The sequence below is a fragment of the Variovorax pasteuri genome (assembly GCF_051216435.1).
Lineage (GTDB): Bacteria > Pseudomonadota > Gammaproteobacteria > Burkholderiales > Burkholderiaceae_C > Variovorax.
Genome location: NZ_JBPJZS010000003.1, coordinates 340,787 through 359,735, shown reverse-complemented (window position 1 = coordinate 359,735; position 18,949 = coordinate 340,787). Strand labels below are relative to the sequence as shown.

General features: G+C 69.6%; 19 protein-coding genes. 4 read left to right on the top strand and 15 right to left on the bottom strand.

Annotated elements, in window-relative coordinates; translation table 11 throughout:
• Positions 1–4 precede the first annotated feature (4 nt).
• From pxpA to ACSFBM_RS15210, 6 genes are all read right to left on the bottom strand, one after another.
• Positions 5–745, bottom strand: coding sequence for a 5-oxoprolinase subunit PxpA (gene pxpA / locus ACSFBM_RS15235; RefSeq protein ID WP_435437025.1), 741 nt, complete (start codon positions 743–745; stop codon positions 5–7).
• A gap of 24 nt (positions 746–769) precedes the next feature.
• A complete protein-coding gene (locus ACSFBM_RS15230) occupies positions 770–1,768 on the bottom strand; it encodes a 5-oxoprolinase subunit C family protein (RefSeq protein ID WP_435485077.1) in 999 nt (332 codons plus the stop codon).
• Entirely contained in the window at positions 1,765–2,412 is a 648-nt protein-coding gene (gene pxpB, locus ACSFBM_RS15225; RefSeq protein ID WP_435485268.1) for a 5-oxoprolinase subunit PxpB, read from the bottom strand. Before pxpB ends, ACSFBM_RS15230 begins: the two co-directional genes overlap by 4 nt.
• A 144-nt stretch (positions 2,413–2,556) precedes the next feature.
• Positions 2,557–3,060, bottom strand: coding sequence for a pantetheine-phosphate adenylyltransferase (coaD, locus tag ACSFBM_RS15220; protein WP_435437023.1), 504 nt, complete (start codon positions 3,058–3,060; stop codon positions 2,557–2,559).
• Between the two features lie 43 nt (positions 3,061–3,103).
• Positions 3,104–3,766, bottom strand: coding sequence for an RsmD family RNA methyltransferase (locus ACSFBM_RS15215; RefSeq protein ID WP_435485076.1), 663 nt, complete (start codon positions 3,764–3,766; stop codon positions 3,104–3,106).
• Between the two features lie 35 nt (positions 3,767–3,801).
• Positions 3,802–4,437, bottom strand: a complete 636-nt coding sequence (locus tag ACSFBM_RS15210) for a LysE/ArgO family amino acid transporter (RefSeq protein ID WP_435485075.1) — start codon at positions 4,435–4,437, stop codon at positions 3,802–3,804.
• 76 nt (positions 4,438–4,513) lie between these two features.
• Between ACSFBM_RS15210 and ACSFBM_RS15205 the strand changes: the two genes are divergently transcribed.
• On the top strand, positions 4,514–5,425 hold the full coding sequence (locus ACSFBM_RS15205) for a LysR family transcriptional regulator ArgP (protein WP_435437020.1): 912 nt from the start codon (positions 4,514–4,516) through the stop codon (positions 5,423–5,425).
• Positions 5,426–5,435: 10 nt separating this feature from the next.
• Here the strand turns inward: ACSFBM_RS15205 and ACSFBM_RS15200 are convergent, their stop codons facing one another.
• Both ACSFBM_RS15200 and ACSFBM_RS15195 read right to left on the bottom strand, forming a co-directional pair.
• Complete coding sequence (locus ACSFBM_RS15200) at positions 5,436–6,818, bottom strand: M16 family metallopeptidase (protein WP_435485074.1); 1,383 nt, start codon at positions 6,816–6,818, stop codon at positions 5,436–5,438.
• Between the two features lie 14 nt (positions 6,819–6,832).
• Complete coding sequence (locus ACSFBM_RS15195) at positions 6,833–8,281, bottom strand: M16 family metallopeptidase (protein WP_435485073.1); 1,449 nt, start codon at positions 8,279–8,281, stop codon at positions 6,833–6,835.
• Positions 8,282–8,310: 29 nt separating this feature from the next.
• Between ACSFBM_RS15195 and ftsY the strand changes: the two genes are divergently transcribed.
• Positions 8,311–9,660 (top strand): signal recognition particle-docking protein FtsY, encoded by a 1,350-nt coding sequence (gene ftsY, locus ACSFBM_RS15190; RefSeq protein ID WP_435485072.1) that lies wholly within the window; start codon positions 8,311–8,313, stop codon positions 9,658–9,660.
• Positions 9,661–9,842: 182 nt separating this feature from the next.
• Here ftsY and ACSFBM_RS15185 read toward each other — a convergent pair whose 3' ends face one another.
• The 3 genes from ACSFBM_RS15185 to ACSFBM_RS15175 form a co-directional block, all read right to left on the bottom strand.
• Entirely contained in the window at positions 9,843–10,853 is a 1,011-nt protein-coding gene (locus ACSFBM_RS15185; protein ID WP_435485071.1) for a hypothetical protein, read from the bottom strand.
• 217 nt (positions 10,854–11,070) lie between these two features.
• Positions 11,071–12,870 carry an ATP-binding response regulator gene (locus ACSFBM_RS15180; RefSeq protein WP_435485267.1) on the bottom strand — a complete coding sequence of 600 codons (1,800 nt, stop codon included), beginning with the start codon at positions 12,868–12,870 and terminating at the stop codon, positions 11,071–11,073.
• A 7-nt stretch (positions 12,871–12,877) separates the two neighbouring features.
• On the bottom strand, positions 12,878–13,588 hold the full coding sequence (locus ACSFBM_RS15175; protein WP_435485070.1) for a response regulator transcription factor: 711 nt from the start codon (positions 13,586–13,588) through the stop codon (positions 12,878–12,880).
• A 184-nt stretch (positions 13,589–13,772) separates the two neighbouring features.
• Here ACSFBM_RS15175 and ACSFBM_RS15170 point away from each other — a divergent pair, with 184 nt between their 5' ends.
• Positions 13,773–14,237: an Mpo1 family 2-hydroxy fatty acid dioxygenase gene (locus tag ACSFBM_RS15170; protein WP_435485069.1), complete on the top strand. Its 465-nt coding sequence runs from the start codon at positions 13,773–13,775 to the stop codon at positions 14,235–14,237.
• Positions 14,238–14,334: 97 nt separating this feature from the next.
• Positions 14,335–15,276, top strand: a complete 942-nt coding sequence (rpoH, locus tag ACSFBM_RS15165) for an RNA polymerase sigma factor RpoH (protein ID WP_435485068.1) — start codon at positions 14,335–14,337, stop codon at positions 15,274–15,276.
• A gap of 43 nt (positions 15,277–15,319) precedes the next feature.
• Here the strand turns inward: rpoH and ACSFBM_RS15160 are convergent, their stop codons facing one another.
• The 4 genes from ACSFBM_RS15160 to ACSFBM_RS15145 are packed head-to-tail and all read right to left on the bottom strand — an operon-like array spanning position 15,320 to position 18,942.
• Positions 15,320–16,162 carry a DNA alkylation repair protein gene (locus tag ACSFBM_RS15160; protein WP_435485067.1) on the bottom strand — a complete coding sequence of 281 codons (843 nt, stop codon included), beginning with the start codon at positions 16,160–16,162 and terminating at the stop codon, positions 15,320–15,322.
• A gap of 1 nt (position 16,163) precedes the next feature.
• Positions 16,164–16,784: an SCO family protein gene (locus ACSFBM_RS15155; RefSeq protein ID WP_435485066.1), complete on the bottom strand. Its 621-nt coding sequence runs from the start codon at positions 16,782–16,784 to the stop codon at positions 16,164–16,166.
• An 11-nt stretch (positions 16,785–16,795) separates the two neighbouring features.
• A complete protein-coding gene (gene cyoE, locus ACSFBM_RS15150; RefSeq protein WP_435437010.1) occupies positions 16,796–17,701 on the bottom strand; it encodes a heme o synthase in 906 nt (301 codons plus the stop codon).
• On the bottom strand, positions 17,698–18,942 hold the full coding sequence (locus tag ACSFBM_RS15145) for a COX15/CtaA family protein (RefSeq protein WP_435485065.1): 1,245 nt from the start codon (positions 18,940–18,942) through the stop codon (positions 17,698–17,700). The genes cyoE and ACSFBM_RS15145 overlap by 4 nt, the downstream gene beginning before the upstream one ends.
• Between the last annotated feature and the right edge of the window lie 7 nt (positions 18,943–18,949).

Here is an 18,949-nt window from a genome sequence, read left to right as displayed (position 1 = left end):
CCGCTCAGGCCATCGCCCGCACGGCGATGCCTTCCTGCTGAAGCCGCTCGCGGATGCGGCGCGCAAAAGCCAGCGCATGGGCGCCGTCTCCATGCAGGCACACGGTCTGCGCATTCATGGGCACGGTGCTGCCGTCGATGGCCGTCACGCGGTGGTCGCGCACCATCGACAGCGTTTGCGCAATGGATTGCTCTTCGCTGTCGATCAGCGCGCCGGGCTGGCTGCGCGGCACCAGGCTGCCGTCGGGCATGTAGCCGCGGTCGGCAAACACTTCTTCCACCGGCGTGAGGCCGGCGCGGCGGGCCGCGTCGATCATCTGGCTGCCGGCCAGGCCGAAGAACTTGAGCGAGGGGTCGAACCGGCGAACCGCCTCGCACAGGGCCGCGGCAAGCTCGGGCTCCTTCACGGCCTGGTTGTAGAGCTGGCCGTGCGCCTTCACGTGCGCGAGCGTGCCGCCCTCGGCCTTCACGATGGCCGCCAGCGCGCCCACCTGGTACAGCACGTTGGCTACGATCTCGTCGGGTGGCAGGTGCATGGTGCTGCGGCCGAAGTTCTCGCGGTCCGGAAAGCTCGGGTGAGCGCCGATGGCCACGCCGTTCTGAAGGGCCCAGCGCACGCATTGCTGCATGGTCTTCGCGTCGCCCGCGTGCCAGCCGCAGGCGATGTTGGCGGAGCTCACCAGCGCGAGCAGGGCTTCGTCGCTGCCGGCGCCTTCGCCGAGGTCGGCATTGAGATCGATCTGCATGGGGAAATTCCTTTTTTGGAAAGTCTATGCCGCGCGGGGCCAGCCTGCAGCGGCCAGGCCTTGCGCCACCTGCGCCAGGTAGCGTTGCTGGTCGGCCCAGGCCGCGAGCGCCTGCGCCTGGTCGACCTGCACCAGGCGCAGCTTGCCGTTGAGCGGCGCCTGCGCCAGCTTCCAGAGGTCGGCGCGGATGACCACGCCGATGCGCGGGTAGCCGCCGGTGGTCTGCGCGTCGCCCATCAGGATGATCGGCTGGCCCGAAGGCGGCACCTGGATCGTGCCGGGAATCACGCCCGACGACAGCATGTCGCCGCTGCGCTTGCGCTTGAGTTCGGCGCCCGCGAGCCGGCTGCCCATGCGGTTGCTCTGGGGGGTGATGCGCCAGCGCTCGCTCCGCAGCTGCTCGCGCGCGGCCAGGGTGAACTGCTCGAACTCGGGGCCGGGCAGCACGCGCAGCGCAATGGCGTCGTCGGCCTCTTCGGCGCCCCAGTCGGGGCCGCGCAGGCCGAAGGCCCGGCGTTCGCGTTGTGCGGCGTCCAGGCGCGAGGCGCCCAGCGCCAGCCGGTCGCCCTTGCGCAGCGCGCGGCCTTCGTGGCCGCCGAAGCCGGCCTTGAGGTCGGTGCTGCGCGAGCCGAGGATCTGCGGCACGTCGATGCCGCCCGCCACCGCGAGCCAGCTGCGCAGGCCGGCCTTCTTCACGCCCGCCGCGTTGGCGCCCGCGAGCTTCAGGGTCTGGCCGGCCGCGACCGGCACGCTCCAGCAGGACCGCAGCGGCACGCCGTCGAGGCTGGCGCTGAAGTCGTCGCCGGTGAGCGCGATGCGGGTGCCGGTGTCGAACTGCAGCTCGCACCCGCCCATGGTGAGTTCGAGCCCCGCCGCGCCGTCGGTATTGCCCACGAGCCGGTTGGCCAGCGTGAGCGAGAGCACGTCGAGCGCGCCGCCCGGGCAGATGCCGAGCTGGCGATGGCCGTGCCGGCCCAGGTCTTGCACCGAGGCGAGCACGCCGGGTTTGCGGATGACGATCATGTCTGCACGCTTTCCACGACGAAGCGCACGCGGTCGCCGGGGCGCAGCAAGGTGGGCGGTTCGGCCGTGGGGTCGAACAGCGCGAGCGAGGTCCGCCCGATCAGTTGCCAGCCACCCGGCGACGCCAGCGGATAGATGCCGGTCTGCTCGCCGCCGATGCCGACCGAGCGCGCGGGCACCGCGGTGCGCGGCTCGGCGCGGCGCGGTGTGGCGAGCTCGGGCGGCAGGCCGCCCATAAAGGCGAAGCCCGGCAGGAAGCCGAGCAGATAGACGATGTACTCGCCGCCGGCGTGGCGGCGCACCACCTCGGCCGGCGTGAGGCCGGTATGGGCCGCGACGTCGGCCAGGTCGGGACCGTGCTCGCCGCCGTAGGCCACCGGAATTTCCACCAGCCGCCCCTCGATGGCGCCCGGCACCAGCTTCGGCCAGGCTTCGAGCACCTGTGCGGTGATCGTGTCGAGGTCGATCGCGGTCGGGTCGAAGGTGAGCGTGAGGTTGTTCATGCCCGGCAGCGTCTCGCCGACGCCGGGCCATTGCCTGGCCCGCTCGGCCAGCGCCCAGATGCGCTGCTGCTGCACCAGCGTGGCGGGCGCGGGCAGCTCGCACAGCAGCGCTGCATCGCCCAGCAGATGCAGCCGGGGCAAAGGAATGCCGCTCACTTCACACGGGCCTGCCCGCCCGGAGCCCTTCGCGCAACACCGCGGAACCGGCTTTGCCGGGCCGCTGGTGTTGCCCCCGGCGAGGGGGAAGGAGAAGCGACACGAAGTGCGCGAAGCCTGGGGGAGTGCCTATTCACGACCGAGGCTGCGGACCTTGGCAGCCAGCTTCTGCTCCACGTTGGGAGAGACGAACTTGTGGACTTCGCCGCCGAGCATGGCGATTTCGCGCACGAAGGTGCTCGAGATGAACTGGTACTTGTCGCTGGGCGTCAGGAACACGGTCTCGACGTCGGGCATCAGCGAGCGGTTCATGCCCGCGAGCTGGAACTCGTAGTCGAAGTCGGTCACGGCGCGCAGGCCGCGCACCATGGCCTTGCCGCCGCGCGCGACGACGAAGTCGCGCAGCAGGCCCGAGAAGCTCTCGACGGTGACCTGGTCGCTGTAGGGCGTCACGGCCTCGCGGGCCATGTCCATGCGTTCGGAGAGCGTGAAGAGCGCCTTCTTGTGGTGGCCCGCCGCGACGGCGACGATCACCTTGGAGAAGAGCTGGGTTGCGCGCCGCACCACGTCCTCGTGACCGAGGGTGATGGGGTCGAAAGTGCCGGGGTAAACCGCGATCACGTTGCTGGCCATGGTTGCTTCTTCCTCATGCTGCCGGTGCGGCTTGTTCGGCGGATTATGCAGTCGGCTGCGCCACGGGACGCAGCAGATGGGCGTGGACGGCGCCGGCCTTCAGGTAGCGAAAGCCGACGAGGCCGAAGGCGGCGAGTTCCTCGTCGCTCCAGCGGCGCGGCGCCTCGAGGTACACCGAGCCCCCGGCGCGCAGTGCGCGCGCGGCCGCGCGCAGGGACGGCTCGTACAGCGCGACGCTTTCGAAGGGCGGGTCGAGGAACACGGCGTCCAGGCTGCCGGCGGCCACGCGCTCGAGCGCGGTGAGGCCGTTGCCGCGCTCGACGCGCACGGCCTCGGCCGACAGCTTGGTCTTGGCGGCGAGCAACTGCGCGACCAGCGCGGCGTCCTGCTCGCACAGCAGCACATGGGTTGCGCCGCGCGAGGCGGCTTCGAGGCCCAGCGCGCCGGTGCCTGCGAAGGCGTCGACGCACTGCCAACCCGGCAGCGCGCCGCCGCCGACGCCGGCCAGGCTCGCGAGCCAGTTGAAGAGGGTTTCGCGCACGCGGTCGGGTGTGGGGCGCAGGCCGGGCTTGTCGGCCACGGCGAGGCGGGTGCGCTTCCATTCGCCGCCGATGATGCGCACCTCGCTGGGCCTGGTGGGGCGCTTGGGCTTGGGGGGCGCCGAGGGCGCGGACTTGCGGGGGGCTGGGGCGGCTTTCTTGGGCATGCGGCGAGCTTAACGCCGCCGCATCCGCGGATGTTTCACAGCCCGGGGAAGGCACGCCGTGCCAGCAGCGCGGCCAGCACGAGCATGGTGCCGCCGACGAGCGCATCGAGCATCTGCCAGGCGCGCGGCCGCGCGAACACCGGCGCGAGCAGCCGCGCACCGAAGCCCAGCGAGGTGAACCACAGCACGCTGGCCACCGACGACCCCGCCACGAACCACAGCTTCAGCAGGCCCGGGTACTGCGCGCCCGCGCTGCCCACGAGCAGCACGGTGTCGAGATAGACGTGCGGGTTGAGCAGCGTGAAACCGGCCGCCTGCGCGACCACGGCCGCGCGCGACACCGAGACGCCCTTCGCGGTGGCCTGCAGGGCAGCGGGCCGCCGCGAACGCCACAACGCCTTCAGCCCATACGCGCCGAGAAAGGCCGCGCCTAGGCCCGCGAGCACGGTGGCCAGCATCGGCCGCCCGTTCAGCGCCTGCGCCATGCCGGCCACGCCGGCGCCGATCAGCACCGCGTCGCTGGCCGCGCAGAACAGCACCACCGCGCCCACGTGCTCGCGGCGCAAGCCCTGGCGCAGCACGTAGGCGTTCTGCGCGCCGATGGCGACGATGAGAACCAGGCTCATGAACAGCCCGTTGGCGAAGGCGGTGGAGACGTGTACGGCTTGCATGTCTCGAGGATGCCGCCGGCGCGGTCTTAATTCAAACTAAACTTTCTAACGCCGATTCAGTTTTACTTCATCTCTCATGCTCGACTACGCCGCCCTCCACGCCCTTGCAGCCGTCGTGCGCGAAGGCAGCTTCGAACGCGCGGCGCGCGCGCTGCATGTCACGCCGTCCGCGGTGTCGCAGCGCATCAAGCAGCTGGAGGAGCGCACCGGCGGCGCGCTGCTGGTGCGCGGCCAGCCCTGCGTGGCGACGGAGGCGGGGCTGCAGCTGTGCCGGCACGTGGAGCGCGTGGGCATGCTGGAGCACGAACTGCGCGACGCCCTGCCCGCCCTGGGCATGGGCAGCGGCGAGGCCCACGAGCGCGTCACGGTGCGCGTGGCCGTCAACGCCGACAGCCTCGCGACCTGGTTCATGGCGGCCGCCGCCGCATTCGCCGAACAAGCCCCGGCCGCGCTGCTCGACCTCACGGTCGACGACCAGGACCACACGGCCGAGCGGCTGCGCAGCGGCGCGGTGCTCGCGGCCGTGACGGCGCTGGCGCAACCGGTGGCGGGCTGCAACAGCGAGGCGCTGGGCACGATGCACTACGTGGCGGCGGCCAGCCCGGCGTTCGTGCGCGCGCATTTCGCCAAGGGCGTGGGCGCCCGCGCGCTCGCAAGCGCGCCGAGCCTGGTGTTCGACCGCAAGGACCGCCTGCAGGCGCGCTGGGTGCGGCGCATCTGCCACCGCAACGTCGAAACGCCGCGCCACTGGATTCCCTCGCCCAACGCCTTCGTCGAGGCGGCGTGCGCGGGCATGGGCTGGGGCATGCATCCGGCCAGCATGGTGGCCGATGCGATTCGCCAGGGAGCGCTGGTGGAGCTGGTGCCCGGCTCGACGCTGCCGGTGCCGCTCTACTGGCAGCAGGCGCGCGCGGCGCCGCGCCTGCTCGGGCAACTGGGCGCCGCGGTGCGCGCGGCCGCCGGCCAGGGCGCGCACGCCCTGGCGTGACCCCGAAGGATCAGGGCTGTGCCTTGTCGGTGGTCTTGGTCCTGGCGTCCTTGCCGCCCACCACCACCGTCACCATGCGATCGGGCTGCAGCTTGCGCTGGAACGCCGCCTTGATGTCGGCGGCCGTGACCGCGTTCATGCGCGCGGTCCAGGTGTCGAGGTAGTCCAGCGGCAGGTCGTTCCAGGCGATGTTGGCCACGTTGCCGATCAGCTTGCGGTTGCTGTCCAGCAGCAGCGGAAAGCCGCCGATCACGTTGTCCTTGGCGGCCTTCAGCTCGCTCGCCGTCGGGCCTTCGGCGACGAATTTGGCCAGCACCTCGCGCGACATCTTCACCGCGTCTTCGGCCTGGTCGGGCCGGGTCTGGAAGCCGATGCGGAACGCGCCCGCCTCGAGCCCCGGCGCAAAGCCGCTGTAGATGCTGTAGGTGAGGCCGCGCTTCTCGCGCACTTCATTCGTCAGGCGCGACACGAAACCGCCGCCGCCGAGCACGTAGTTGCCCAGCGTGAGCGCGAAATGGTCCGGGTCCTTGCGCGGGTAGCCGGGCTGGCCGATGAAGACATGGGCCTGCGCCGAGTCGAACGCGATGCGCTCGTCCTTCGGCGCGGTGAGCGCTGCCACGGGCGCGATCGCGGGGAGCGCCGCGCAGCCGTCGGTCGCGGGCAGGCGCGACAGCAGCGCCGTTGCCAGCGTCTCGGCTTCGGCGCGCGTGACGGCGCCCACGATGCTGAGCTTGGCCCGGCACGGCACGATGAGCTGCTCGTAGCGCTGGCGCATGACGGCGGTGTCGATGCGCGCGAGCGTTTCCTCGGTCACCTCCTGGCCGTAGGGATGCACGCCGTACACCGCCTGGGCGAAGGCGCGCCCGGCGATGGTCGCGGGCTTGGTGTTGGCCTCCTTGATGGCGGCGTTGATGCGCTCGCGCTCGCGCTGCCACACGTCGTCGGGGAAGGCCGGCTCGCCGATCTCGCGCGAGGCCAGCGCGACGGCCTTGTTCAGCAGCGCCGGGTCGGACAGCGAGCGCAGCGAGTAGCTGGCGCGGTCGGTTCCAGCGCTCACGTCGAAGCTCGCGCCCAGGTCGGCCCAGGCCTCGCCCAGGGCGTTCTGGTCGAGCGCGGGTTCGCCGTTCCTGCCGGCGCGCACGCCCTTCTCGACCATGGCCGAGGTGGTGCTCGCCAGGCCGGCCTGCGCCGCCGGGTCGCGGCGGCTGCCGGCGTCGAAGTCGACCTGCATGTCGACGATCGGCAGCGCGTTGGTCGCCACCAGGTAGATCTTGGCGCCGTTGGCCAGCGTCCAGTGCTGGATGGGCAGCGCGGCCTGCGCGCTGCCCATGCCAAAAAGGGCAGTTACGCCCGTCAGCATTGCGTATTGCGCTATCTTTTTGAGAGTAAACATGGAATTCGTACCTTTCAGCGCAGCTCGCCTGCGGGCGCCGCGAAGCCGCGGCCGCGCTTGGCCTCGGGCGGCAGGGGACGCAGCGTGGCGACCGTGAGCTGGTCGTCGCCGAAATATTTGGCGGCCACGGCCTGCACCTGGGCCGGGGTCACGGCCTGCAGCCGGGCGACGATGCGCTCGCTGGCATCCAGCGGCAGCCCCTGAACCCAGTTGCTGCCGAGTTCGCGCGCCTGCGCCATCACCGAATCGCGCTTGTAGGTTTCGCTCGCGACCCACTGGGTCTTGACGCGAGCCAGTTCGGCTTCGCCCACGCCGTCCTTGGCGATGCGCGCCACCTGGGCGCGCAAGGCGGCCTCGACCACCTCGGCGCTCTTGCCGGCCGCCGGCACGCCGTCGAGCACGAAGAGCTGCGGACCGCGGCCGATGAAGCCCGAATAGGCGCCGGCCGAATCGGCAACGCGGTCGGGGCCCTGCGTGAGCGCGCGGTCGAGCCGCGCGCCGGAATAGCCGTCGAGCACGGCGGACAGCACCACCAGCGCCCAGGCGTCGCTGTTGGCGTCGTCGATGCCGGCCAGCTGCGGCGCGCGGAACGCCAGCGACACGTAGGCCTGCTCGGCCGGGGCCTTGAACTCGATGCGGCGGATGCCGCGCTGCACCGGCTCGATGCGCGGCTTGCGCGCAGGCACGGCGCGCGAGGGAATGCGGCCGTAGTACTTGTCGGCCATGGCGCGCACCTGCGCCACGTCGACGTCGCCGGCCACCACCAGCACGGCGTTGGCGGGCACGTACCAGCGCTTGTGGAAGTCGCGCACGTCCTCGGGCGTCATGGCGTCCAGGTCGCTCATCCAGCCGACCACGGGGCGGTGGTACGGCGAGGCGATGAAGGTGGCGGCGTTCTGCTGCTCGCCGAGCAGCGCGCGCGGCTGGTCTTCGGTGCGCAGGCGGCGCTCTTCCTTGACCACTTCGATCTCGCGCTTGAACTCGTCGTCGGGCCACTGGTTGTTGGCGAAGCGGTCCGACTCGAGCTTCATGACCTGCTCGAGGCTGCCGACCGGAATCTGCTGGTAGTAGCCGGTGTAGTCGCGCGTGGTGAAGGCGTTTTCCTGCCCGCCCAGGGCCGCCACACGGCGCGAGAACTCACCGGGCTTGATGTCCTTGGTGCCCTTGAACATCATGTGTTCGAGCGCATGTGCCACACCGGAGGTGCCGTCGACCTCGTCCATGGAGCCCACGCGCACCCAGACCATCTGCACCGCCGTCGGCGAGCGCCGGTCGGGCTGCACGATCAGCGTCATGCCGTTGGCCAAGGTGAATTGCTGGGGGCCGGGCGCCGCGGCTGCGGCGGCGGAAGGCGGCGTGGAAACCGGATTGGATTGGGCCTGCGCAGGCATGGCCCACGGCGCGAAGAGCGCCATCGCCAGCACCGCACCAGACGCAGCACGGCGTGGCGGGAGGTGTTTCATAGAATGGGTCGGATTGTAAAAAGCTCCTGATGTTCAGTTTCTTCAAGAAAAAACCGCCCGCCGAAACCCCCGACACGCCCGCGCCCACCGCGCCGGCCACGCCCGCACCTGCGCCTGCCCCGGAGGCCGCGCCAGCGCCGGCACCCGCTCGCTCGGTGTTCTCGCCGTCGAGCTGGTTCGGCACGAAGCCTGCGGTGGAAGAGCCGCCTGCCGCGCCAGCGGTTGCGCCGCCACCGCCTGCGCCGGTCCCCCCGCCGCCTGCTCCTGCTCCTGCCGCGGTCCCTGTGCCGGCGCCTGCACCGTCGTCCTTCGCACCTGCGCCAGCGCCCGTCCCTGTTCCAGTGGCCGCGCCGCCGGTGGTGGCAGCACCGGTCGCGCCCCCCGTGTTCGTTGCACCGCCCGCACCGGCCCCCATCCCCGCCCCGCCACCTGCTCCGGCACCCGTCCCTGCGCCGGCCCCCGCCCCCGTCGTCGCCACCGAGCGCAAGGGTTGGTTCGACAAGCTCAAGACCGGCCTGCGCAAGACCGGCAGCGGCATCCAGGCCGTGTTCGTCAATGCGCAGATCGACGACGCGCTCTATGAAGAGCTCGAATCCGCGCTGCTGATGGCCGACACCGGCGTCAAGGCCACCGAGTTCCTGCTCGAGGACCTGCGCGGGCGCGTCAAGCGCCAGATGGCCACCGACGCTTCGCAGGTCAAGGTGCTGCTGGCCGAGGCCGTGGCCGACCTGCTCCGGCCGCTCGAAAAGCCGCTGGTCATCGGCCAGTTCACGCCCACCGTGATCATGGTGGCCGGCGTCAACGGCGCGGGCAAGACCACCTCCATCGGCAAGCTCACCAAGCACCTGGCCACCGAAGGCGCCTCGGTACTACTGGCTGCGGCCGACACCTTCCGGGCGGCGGCACGCGAGCAGTTGCTGGTCTGGGCCGACCGCAACACGGTGGAGATCGTGAGCAACGAGGGCGGCGACCCGTCGGCCGTGAGCTTCGATGCGGTGAACGCCGGCAAGGCGCGCGGCAAGGACGTGGTGCTGGTCGACACCGCCGGCCGCCTGCCCACGCAGCTGCACCTGATGGACGAGCTGAAGAAGATCAAGCGCGTGGTCACCAAGGCCGACGCCACGGCGCCGCACGAGGTGCTGCTGGTGATCGACGGCAACACCGGCCAGAACGCGCTCGCGCAGGTCAAGGCCTTCGACGAGACGCTGGGCCTCACCGGCCTGATCGTGACCAAGCTCGACGGCACGGCCAAGGGCGGCGTGCTGTGCGCCATTGCGCGCGAGCGGCCGATTCCGGTGTACTTCATCGGCGTGGGCGAGAAGCTGGAAGACCTGGAAACCTTCAATGCGCGCGAGTTCGCGCAGGCCTTGCTGGGCTGATACCGCCCCGGCAGCGCACGTAAAAAAAACGGCCCCTGCTTGCGCTGAGGCCGTTTTCTTTTTCTTCTTTTCTTCTCTCCCTGTCTCCCTGCCCTCTCCGGCTCGGTCCACCCAGGTTTCCCCGGTCTATCGAGCCTTCTTCCTGGCGGACGGCAAGCCGTCCGCTCCTCGCAAGCGTGTCGTCAGAGGCCGAACGGGTTCGTCGGCTTGCACAGCAGGACGCCCGTGCAGTTGTTGGGCTTGTAGTAGTAGTTGCGCAGCTCGGTGCCCACGTTCAGCGGGCCGACGAAGCCGTAGCCGTTCGCGCCCACGGCATTGGATTGGGCGATCTCGGCGTCCAGCGTGGCTTCCTCGGTCAGCGCCTGGTAGTTGAAGGTGCTGGACTGCGACAGGTCCTTCACGAAGACGCTGCCATTGAAGCTGCCGAAGTTGTATGGGAAGCGGTAGCGGAAGCCACGCGCGCCCTTCTCCTCGAACTGCGCCAGCGCCCCGCTGGTGTCTGCAGCGGTGTCGCCCAGTTCGTAGGCGTAGGTGGCGCCGCCGGCCGAGCTCTTCTCGAACACCGCGGTGTTGACACCGCCGAAAAAGTAGCCAGGTGCCGTGTTGAAGTAGCCCGCCGCACCCTGTGCGTTGACCTGCGCCAGGAAGGCATCCTTGTCGGTGGCCGAGGCTTCGGTGCGGTAGGTGTAGGTGGCGTCGACGTCGCTGTCCTTGCGGTACATCATCACCGTGGTCGTGCTGCCGACGCTCATCGCGCCGACCCAGCGCAAGCCCCGGCTGCCCGCCTCGTTGGCCTGCGACAGGAAGGCGCCGGCATCCGCCGGAGGGGCCTTCAGCTCGTACACATAGGTGGCGTCGCCGTTCTTCACGTAGACATGGGCCACGGACGCGCCCGAACCCAGCGGGCTCAGGAACATGAACCCCTTCGCGCCCTCGGCGTTGAGGTCGTTCAGGAAGCCGGCGGTGTCGGCGGGGTACGGCAGTTGCTCGTACATGAAGGTGTTCGTGGCGGGTGCCGGTGCCGGTGCGGGCGCTGGTGGCTCCGCCGGTGGAGGGGGTGCGGGAGGCGGCGGCACGACGATGTTGCCGATGGGCGCGAACGAGGCGCCGTTGTCGCCACCGCCGCCGCCGCACGCCGCGAGCGCGAGGGTGGCAGCCACTGCAGCGGCGACCGCCGCGAGCTTGAACTTCATTGAGGGAAACCTCCATTCCGATTGTTTTGAGGCGACGCGGGAGCGAGCCCGGTTGCACGGCGCCCCCGGGCGAACCGGGAGCAAACTCGAAGGTAAAGGTTGGCCTCGCAGCCGGCCAGTGCCGAAAGTCACGACATCGGTTGGCTAAAGATTGCATTGGCATCCAAAGGAATACCAATATCTTCAAATTGAGAAAATCGAGATGCGGCGGTCGATTTCAGGCGGAAGGCGCGGCCTGCGCCATGGCCCGCAACAGCGACTCGGCGGCCACCGGCTTGAACAGCACCGGCACGCGCGACTCGCGCACGCGCATCAGCCGGTCCGGCGAGGTCTCTCCGGTGATGAGCAGCAACGGCGTCGCCGCGCCGCCACCCTTCCCCGCGGCGCCCTGGCTCAGGCGCAGCCCGGCGTCGAGCCCGTCGGCGCCGTCGGCCAGGCGGTAGTCGCACAGCAGCAGCTCGAAGGGCCGGCCCTCGGCGGCGGCACGGCGCAGGGCGTCGGCCGCCGCCTCCTCGTCGGCCACGGCGTGCGCGTCGACGGCATGGGAACGCAGCAGGCCCATCATGGCCTCGCGGATTTCCAGTTCGTCGTCCAGCAGCAGCACACGTGCGGGCAGCGCGGGCATCGGGCCCCTGCGCAACGCCGAGGACGCCGCTGCAGCGGCGCTCAAGGCCCCGGCCGGGGCACCGACGGCCGGAACCACCACACGAAAGAAGGTGCCGCGCCCGGGCCGCGAGTGCATCTGCACCGGATGGCCGAGCAGGCGCGACAACCGCTGCACGATCGACAGCCCGATGCCCAGCCCCCTCGAACGGTCGCGGCCCGGGTTGTCGACCTGATAGAACTCCTCGAAGATCCGGCCCGACTGCTCGGGCGCAATGCCGATGCCGCTGTCGCGCACCTCGATCCACACGGCGTCGCCGCGATCGCGCGCCGTGACGGTCACGCCGCCGCGGGCGGTGTACTTCAGCGCGTTGTCCATCAGGTTGGACAGCATGCGGTGCAGCAGTTGCGGGTCGCTGCGCACCCACAGGCCGCTGGCGCGCACGCGCAGCTGCAGCTGCTGGTGCTCGGCACGCGCGGCGAAGGTGTGGTTGAGCGGCAGGAACAGCGCGTCGAGCTGCACCGGCTGGGGTGCCGGCGTGATCACCCCGGCGTCCAGGCGCGAGATGTCGAGCATGGTGTCGAGCGAGGCGCCCAGCGCGTTCACCGCGCGCATCAGGCGCTCGGCGTTGCGGCCCTCGGGGCGGTCGCGCAGCTCGTTTTCCAGCGCGGCGCCGAACAGCGCAATGGCGTGCAGCGGCTGGCGCAAGTCGTGGCTAGCGGTACCGAGGAAGCGGGTCTTTTCCTCGCTGGCGCGTTCGGTGGCGGCAATCTGCTCGCCCAGGCGCGCGGCAAGCGCCTCGTTCTCGAAGCGCAGCATGAGCGACTCGGTCAGCAGCTTGTGCTGGCCCACACCCGCGTGCAGGGTCAGCAGCAGGTAGGCCGCGCCGGCCGCCGCCAGGAACAGGTGCAGGCCGTCGCCCTGCCAGGCCAGCGCGGTGATCATGCCCATCGACATCGGCATCGTGTAGCCGAACAGCGCCGGCTTCAGCGGCCACAGCGACTGCGCCGCGCGCGCGCAGCTGCCCACGATCACGGCCAGCAGCAGCGAGGTCATGGGCAGGTTGTCGTGCGGCACGATGAGCCAGGGCACCACGGCCGTGACCATGCTCACCAGCGTGACCATGCGCGAGATCTTGCGCGCCCAGTAAGCGCTTTCGCGCGCGGGCCGCTCGGGCGTCCAGCGCGGCGTGAACAGCACGTACAGGTCGGCCGTCAGCAGCGTGCCCGCCCAGAACAGCAGGCTCGGGTCTTTCAGCTGCGAATAGATGATGGCGCCGAACACGAGCACGAAGGCGATGTGCGTCAGCGTCGAGGCGATGTAGGTGCTGTAGACCGAGGCGATGTTCTCGCGCAGCACCCGCTGGGCGAGCGTGTGGCCGGCGAGCGGATCGCTGGACGCCTGGGTCGGCACGTTCAAGTCAGTGCAGCGTGCTGATCAACTGGGCGCGCGAGCGCATGCCGAACAGCAGCAGGATGGTCGAGACGTGGTTCTTCACGGTGCCCTCGCTCAGGTTCGCGAGCTGCGCGATTTCCTTGTTGGCCTTGCCTTCGAGCACCCATTGCAGCACCTGCATCTGGCGCGGCGTGAGTTCCTGCCAGGCGCTGGCATGGGCGAACTCGGCGTAGCCGGCGAGCGACTTGGGCACCACAGGCGGCGGCAGTTCGGCCGCGCCGGGGTCCAGCAGGCCGCAGGCACGAATGAAGCTCACCACCTCTTTCAGGTCGGCCGATTTCGGCAGGAAGGCGGCGGCCCCCAACGCGAGCACGCCCTGCGCCAGCGCGCTGTTGCCGGTGCCCGAGAGCACCACGATGCGCGCGGACGGAAAGCGCCGGCGAAACTCGGCCAGGCCGCTCAGGCCGTGGGTGTCGGGCAGCGCCAGGTCGAGCAGCACGAGGCCGATGGACGCCTGGTGGGTTTCGTACAGCGCCAGCGCGTCGGCGGCGTTGCCGGCCTCAAACACCTCGATGGTCGCGCCCGACGAGGCGGCCTGCGCCTGCACCAGCGCGCACACGCCCAGGCGCAGCAGGTCGTGATCGTCCACGACGAGGATCGCCGTGGGAGCGTGGGCGGCCGGGCCGGTCTGCGCGGCAGGTGGCTGGGGCGCGGGTGCAGAGTCGATGGGTGACACGCGACAATCTTAGCGGCGTAACCTTTTGGTGACAGTGCAAAAAGTCATGGGAGCGCGCGTGGCTGTAGTGCTTAATGCTACTTTTTTGATAGCAATTTCACATGGCCTGTGCGCTTGCCATCGGCCTTTTCTGTCGGCACCATGGGAGCCCCGCCGCATCGCACGGCGCCCACGGAGACTTCGAATGACCCCCACCGCCGCCGCCCCGCTGGCCTCGAGCGACCGCAAGGTCGACCGGCTGCTCACGCACTATGAAGAGAGCCACCGCAACCCGACCAACGAACTGATCCACTTCGTGGCCATTCCGGCCATCATGCTGAGCATCGTGGGCCTGCTGTTCGCGGTGCATCCCTGGGTGGCGTACGGCTTCGTGGCGGCCAGTCTCGTCTACTACGCGCTGCTGCGCGCACCCGCCTTCCTCCTGACCATGTTGCTGCTGACTGCGCTGGCGCTGGGGCTGGTGCATTCGATGGGCGGACTTGTATTGCCGATTTCAGCCGCTATCTTTGTGGTGGCGTGGGTCTTTCAGTTCGTGGGCCACAAGATCGAAGGCAGGAAACCTTCGTTCTTCGAAGACATCCAATATCTGTGGGTCGGCCCGCTGTTCGTGCTGTCCAGGCTTTTTCTAAAGCTGGGCATACGCTGGTAGCCAAAGACTATTCCCGCGATAGCCATTCAAGGGAACCCCGGGCTTAGCACTCCCTCTAACCGAGTGCTAATATGGCCAATACAAAGGAGTTTCCCTGATGACAACGCTGTCTGGAGTCTCTGCCAACCAGCTGGCCGTCGCCAATCCATGGTCGATGGTTCCCCCGCTGGGCAACCTGGATGCCTACATTTCGGCCGCCAACCGCCTGCCGCTGCTCACGCTCGAAGAAGAGCAGGGCTTCGCACGCAAGTTGCGCGACCAGAACGACCTCGAATCCGCCGGCGCGCTCGTGCTGTCGCACCTGCGCCTCGTGGTTTCCATTTCCCGCCAGTATCTGGGCTACGGTCTGCCGCACGGCGACCTGATCCAGGAAGGCAACGTCGGCCTGATGAAGGCCGTGAAGCGTTTCGACCCCGACCAGGGCGTGCGGCTCGTGAGCTACGCCATGCACTGGATCAAGGCCGAGATCCACGAGTACATCCTGAAGAACTGGCGCATGGTCAAGGTCGCGACGACCAAGGCCCAGCGCAAGCTGTTCTTCAACCTGCGCTCGATGAAGCAAAGCTTCAAGGCCGACTCGGCCGCGGCCGACAACGGCACGCACCGCGAAACGCTGAGCCCCGAAGAGGTGTCGCAAATGGCGACCCGGCTCAACGTCAAGCCTGAAGAAGTGCTCGAGATGGAAACCCGCCTGTCGGGCGGCGACGTCATGCTCGATCCGGGCCCGACCGACGACGGCGACGAGGGCTTCGGTCCCATCGCCTACCTGGCCGACGCCACGCAGGAACCGACCGCACTGCTCGAATCGCAGCAGCGCGACCGCCTGTCGAGCGACGGCATCGCCACAGCGCTCGAGGCGCTGGACGACCGCAGCCGCCGCATCGTGGAAGAGCGCTGGCTCAAGGTGAACGACGACGGTTCGGGCGGCATGACGCTGCACGAGCTGGCCGCGGTGTACGGCGTGAGCGCCGAGCGCATTCGCCAGATCGAAGTCGCCGCAATGAAGAAGATGAAGAAGGCGCTCGCGGACTACGCGTAACCCGATCCTCCCCTCGAACAAAGCCCGGCAGCGCCGGGCTTTTTCATTTGGAGAGGGTGCGCATCGCGCGCTTGGCGATGTAGCGCGTCTCGGGCACGTTCGACTCGGCCAGCCATCGCGCGCACAGCGTGTCGACCCACTCGCCCTGGCTCTTGCTCGCGTCGTTGAGCCAGTTCGCCACCGAGTTCTGCACGTAGCGGCTGGGGTCGGCGCGCAGCGGCTCGAGCAGCGGCAAGGCGCGCCACGGCTCGGTCTTGAGCGCCTCGATCTGCGCGCACCACACGCCGCGCGGGCGCGTGAGCTCGCTCGCGAAACGGCGGATGTAGGGGTCGGTGTCGAACACCCAGGGCTGCAGCAACCCCAGCGCTTCGTCCAGCGACGTGATGACCGCGTCGCGCACAGCCATCCAGGCAATTTCGCGCACGCCGAAATGCGGATCCGCTGCAAAGCGGCGCACCGCCTCCAGCTGCGCCGGCAGCGCCAAGCCGGACAGCGTGACCCACTGCGCGGCCCAGCAGCGCGCAACGTCGCTTTCATGCGTGGCCAGCCGGTGCGCCACCGCATCGCGCTCGCCGTGCAGCGCCGCCAGGTCGTACAGCGCACGTGCGATGTGCCCGTGCCGCTGCATCGGCTTGAAGGCACTCAACATGGCCAGCGTATCGACCAGCCGTTCGCTCTTCGCATCGAGGCCGATGTGTCCCGCCACGCTGCGCGCCAGCTGGGGCAGCTCCAGCGCCATGAATTCGTTGAGGTTGACGGTTTCTAGCAAGCCGTCGTTGAGGGCGCGCAGCACCTCGGGCGGAATCAGGGCAATGCGAAAGGCGCCCTTGCGCCCTTTCAGGTGCGCGACCGAGCCGGCCAGAGGCACGGGCAAAGTCGACGCCATCTCAGGAAGCAAGCAGCGTCTTCAGGTCCGCCACCATCGGCGCCACACCCGCGCCGTAGCGCGCATAGAGCCGCAGGCGGCCCTGCGTGTCGTACACATAGCTGGCGGCAGAGTGGTCCATCGAGTAGCTCGTCGGCGTCTTGCCGTCGACCTTCTTGTAGTAGACCTTGAAGTCCTTGGCGACGGCGGCCAGTTCGTCGGCCGTAGGAATCAGCGCGACAAAGCCGGGGTCGAACGCGCCCATGTAGGCCTTGAGCACCTCAGGCGTGTCGCGCGCAGGGTCGACCGTGAGGAACAGCACCTGCAGCTTGTCGCCGTCCTTGCCGAGCTGCTGCTTGACCTGCGCCATTTCGGTCATGGTGGTCGGGCACACGTCGGGGCATTGCGCGTAGCCGAAGAACAGCACGACCACCTTGCCCTTGAAGTCGGCCATGGTGCGGACCTTGCCGTCGGCGTCCTTCAGCGAGAAGTCGCGGGCGTAGTCCGCGCCGGTGATGTCCACGGCATTGAAGTTCTGCTTGGTCTCGCCGCTGCAGGCCGACAGCCCCAGGCCCAGGGCCGCGCTCGCGCCCACCCAGCCGGCGGCGGTGGCGATCGACTTGAGGGCTTGGCGCTTGTTCATGGAGAGGGTATTCAACGAAGGTAGTGGTCGACGAGCAGCGCCAGGAACAGCACGCTCAGGTGGATCAGCGAAAACCGGAAGGTCTTGCGCGCCAGGGCGTCCGAGTAGTTGCGCCACAGCGCGAACGCGTAGCCGGTGAAGCCGATGCTCACCGCCACCGCCACCGCCAGGTACAGCCAGCCGCTCATGCCGTAGATGAAAGGCATCAGGCAGGCCGCGAACAGGATGAAGGTGTACAGCAGCACCTGCAGCCGCGTGAACTCGTTGCCGTGCGTGACCGGCAGCATCGGCAGGCCGGCCTTGCGGTAGTCCTCCACGCGGTAGAGCGCCAGCGCCCAGAAGTGCGGCGGGGTCCACAGGAAGATGATGAGGAAAAGAATCAGCGCCTCGGGCCCCACGTCGCCCGTCATCGCGGCCCAGCCCAGCACCGGCGGCATGGCGCCCGACGCGCCGCCGATCACGATGTTCTGGGGCGTCAGCGGCTTGAGGATCACGGTGTAGACCACCGCGTAGCCGACGAAGGTGGCGAAGGTCAGCCACATGGTCAGCGGATTCACGGTGAACCACAGCAGCACCGAGCCCGCGGCGCACAACAGCGCCGAGAAGACCAGCGCCTGGATGTCGCTGAGTTGCCCGCGCGCCGTGGGCCGCCAGGCGGTGCGCTTCATCTTCGCGTCGATGCCCTTCTCGACCAGGCAGTTGAACGCCGCCGCCGCGCCCGCCACCAGCCAGATGCCGATGCAGGCCAGCACGCCGCGCTGCACGTCGGCCCAGCTCGGCAGGCCGGGGACGGCCAGCACCATGCCGATCAGCGCGCAGAACACGATCAGCTGCACCACGCGCGGCTTGGTCAGCGCGTAGAACTGGCGCAGCACATTCGCGGCGCTGGTGTGCTGAACGGGAATCGGGGTGCTCACGCGGTGGCTTTCTTCGGGTTGGGGGTCGCGCGTGCATTGTCGTCGGCGCGCACGGCCGCGGCGGATGCGCCGTGTACGCTGGACAGGGCCGCGCGGCGGCTTTCGCACAGCGCCCACGTCAGCACCACAGCGAGCGCTGCGGCGCCGCCAGTGTGCAGCACGGCCGCAGCCAGCGGCCAGCCGAGCAGCACGTTGCCCAGGCCCGTGGCGAGCTGCAGCAGCGCCAGCCCGGCAAGCCAGTGCGCCTGCGGGCGCAGCGTGTCGATGCGGCGCAGGCGCCACGCGAGCAGGCCGAGCGCGACGAACACCGCATAGGCCATCAGCCGGTGCACGTAGTGAATGGCGGTGAGCGCCGAGAAATCGAGCGGCTGGCCCTCGCCGGTCACGCCCAGGTGGCGCCAGATCTCGAAGCCCTGCGCGAAGTTCATGGCCGGCCACCAGCTGTCCTGGCAGGTCGGGAACTGGGCGCACGCCAGCACCGCGTAGTTGGTGCTGACCCAGCCGCCGAGCGCAATCTGCAGCACCAGCAGCACCGTGGTCACGACGAGGCCGTTGCGCAGCGCCGGCGACACAGGCGTCGGCAGCCGCTGCGCGGCGGCCTGGCGGTAGTGCACGGCCTGGATGCACAGCAAGGCCAGCAGCACGACCGCGCCCAGCAGGTGCAGCGTGACGATCGCGGGGAACAGCTTCCACGTCACCGTGAGCGCACCGAAGGCACCCTGCAGGCAGACCCAGACCAGGGTGAAGGCGGGCCACCATGCGCTGAGCGTGGCGTGGTGGTGATCGCCCTCCTTCGAAGAAGACGGCGGCGGCGCGCGGCGCTGGCGGCGGCGCACGATCCACGTGGCCCCCGCGAGCGTGAGGATCAACACGCCGACGCCCGTCGCCAGGTAGCGGTGAACCATCTCGACCCAGGCCTTGCCGTGCGTGACGGGGCCGGTCGGCTGGGCCGCCTGCGCCATCGCGATTTCATGGCGCGCGCCGGCCGGGCTGGCATTGCCGTAGCAGCCGGGCCAGTCGGGACAGCCGAGCCCCGAATCGGTGAGCCGTGTGAAGGCGCCGAACAGCGTGAGATCGAAGGTGAGGAACAGCGTGAGCACGGTCAGCGCGTGCAGCCGGCGCGCCGGGCCGGCGCCGGCATTGCGGCGCCACACCCACACCAGCGGGCCGAGCGCGATCAGCACGCCGGCGGCCATGAGCCAGGCGATGGGCGTCAGATCGTAGAGCGAGCTCGTGTCCATGCGCTCG

Excerpts from the sequence above, each read along its gene's own strand:
- pxpA (WP_435437025.1), bottom strand. The coding sequence starts at position 745 with ATGCAGATCGATCTCAATGCCGACCTCGGCGAAGGCGCCGGCAGCGAC.
- ACSFBM_RS15230 (WP_435485077.1), bottom strand. The coding sequence starts at position 1,768 with ATGATCGTCATCCGCAAACCCGGCGTGCTCGCCTCGGTGCAAGACCTG.
- coaD (WP_435437023.1), bottom strand. The coding sequence starts at position 3,060 with ATGGCCAGCAACGTGATCGCGGTTTACCCCGGCACTTTCGACCCCATC.
- ACSFBM_RS15215 (WP_435485076.1), bottom strand. The coding sequence starts at position 3,766 with ATGCCCAAGAAAGCCGCCCCAGCCCCCCGCAAGTCCGCGCCCTCGGCG.
- ACSFBM_RS15210 (WP_435485075.1), bottom strand. The coding sequence starts at position 4,437 with ATGCAAGCCGTACACGTCTCCACCGCCTTCGCCAACGGGCTGTTCATG.
- ACSFBM_RS15205 (WP_435437020.1), top strand. The coding sequence starts at position 4,514 with ATGCTCGACTACGCCGCCCTCCACGCCCTTGCAGCCGTCGTGCGCGAA.
- ACSFBM_RS15200 (WP_435485074.1), bottom strand. The coding sequence starts at position 6,818 with ATGTTTACTCTCAAAAAGATAGCGCAATACGCAATGCTGACGGGCGTA.
- ACSFBM_RS15195 (WP_435485073.1), bottom strand. The coding sequence starts at position 8,281 with ATGAAACACCTCCCGCCACGCCGTGCTGCGTCTGGTGCGGTGCTGGCG.
- ftsY (WP_435485072.1), top strand. The coding sequence starts at position 8,311 with ATGTTCAGTTTCTTCAAGAAAAAACCGCCCGCCGAAACCCCCGACACG.
- ACSFBM_RS15185 (WP_435485071.1), bottom strand. The coding sequence starts at position 10,853 with ATGAAGTTCAAGCTCGCGGCGGTCGCCGCTGCAGTGGCTGCCACCCTC.
- ACSFBM_RS15170 (WP_435485069.1), top strand. The coding sequence starts at position 13,773 with ATGACCCCCACCGCCGCCGCCCCGCTGGCCTCGAGCGACCGCAAGGTC.
- rpoH (WP_435485068.1), top strand. The coding sequence starts at position 14,335 with ATGACAACGCTGTCTGGAGTCTCTGCCAACCAGCTGGCCGTCGCCAAT.
- ACSFBM_RS15160 (WP_435485067.1), bottom strand. The coding sequence starts at position 16,162 with ATGGCGTCGACTTTGCCCGTGCCTCTGGCCGGCTCGGTCGCGCACCTG.
- ACSFBM_RS15155 (WP_435485066.1), bottom strand. The coding sequence starts at position 16,784 with ATGAACAAGCGCCAAGCCCTCAAGTCGATCGCCACCGCCGCCGGCTGG.
- ACSFBM_RS15145 (WP_435485065.1), bottom strand. The coding sequence starts at position 18,942 with ATGGACACGAGCTCGCTCTACGATCTGACGCCCATCGCCTGGCTCATG.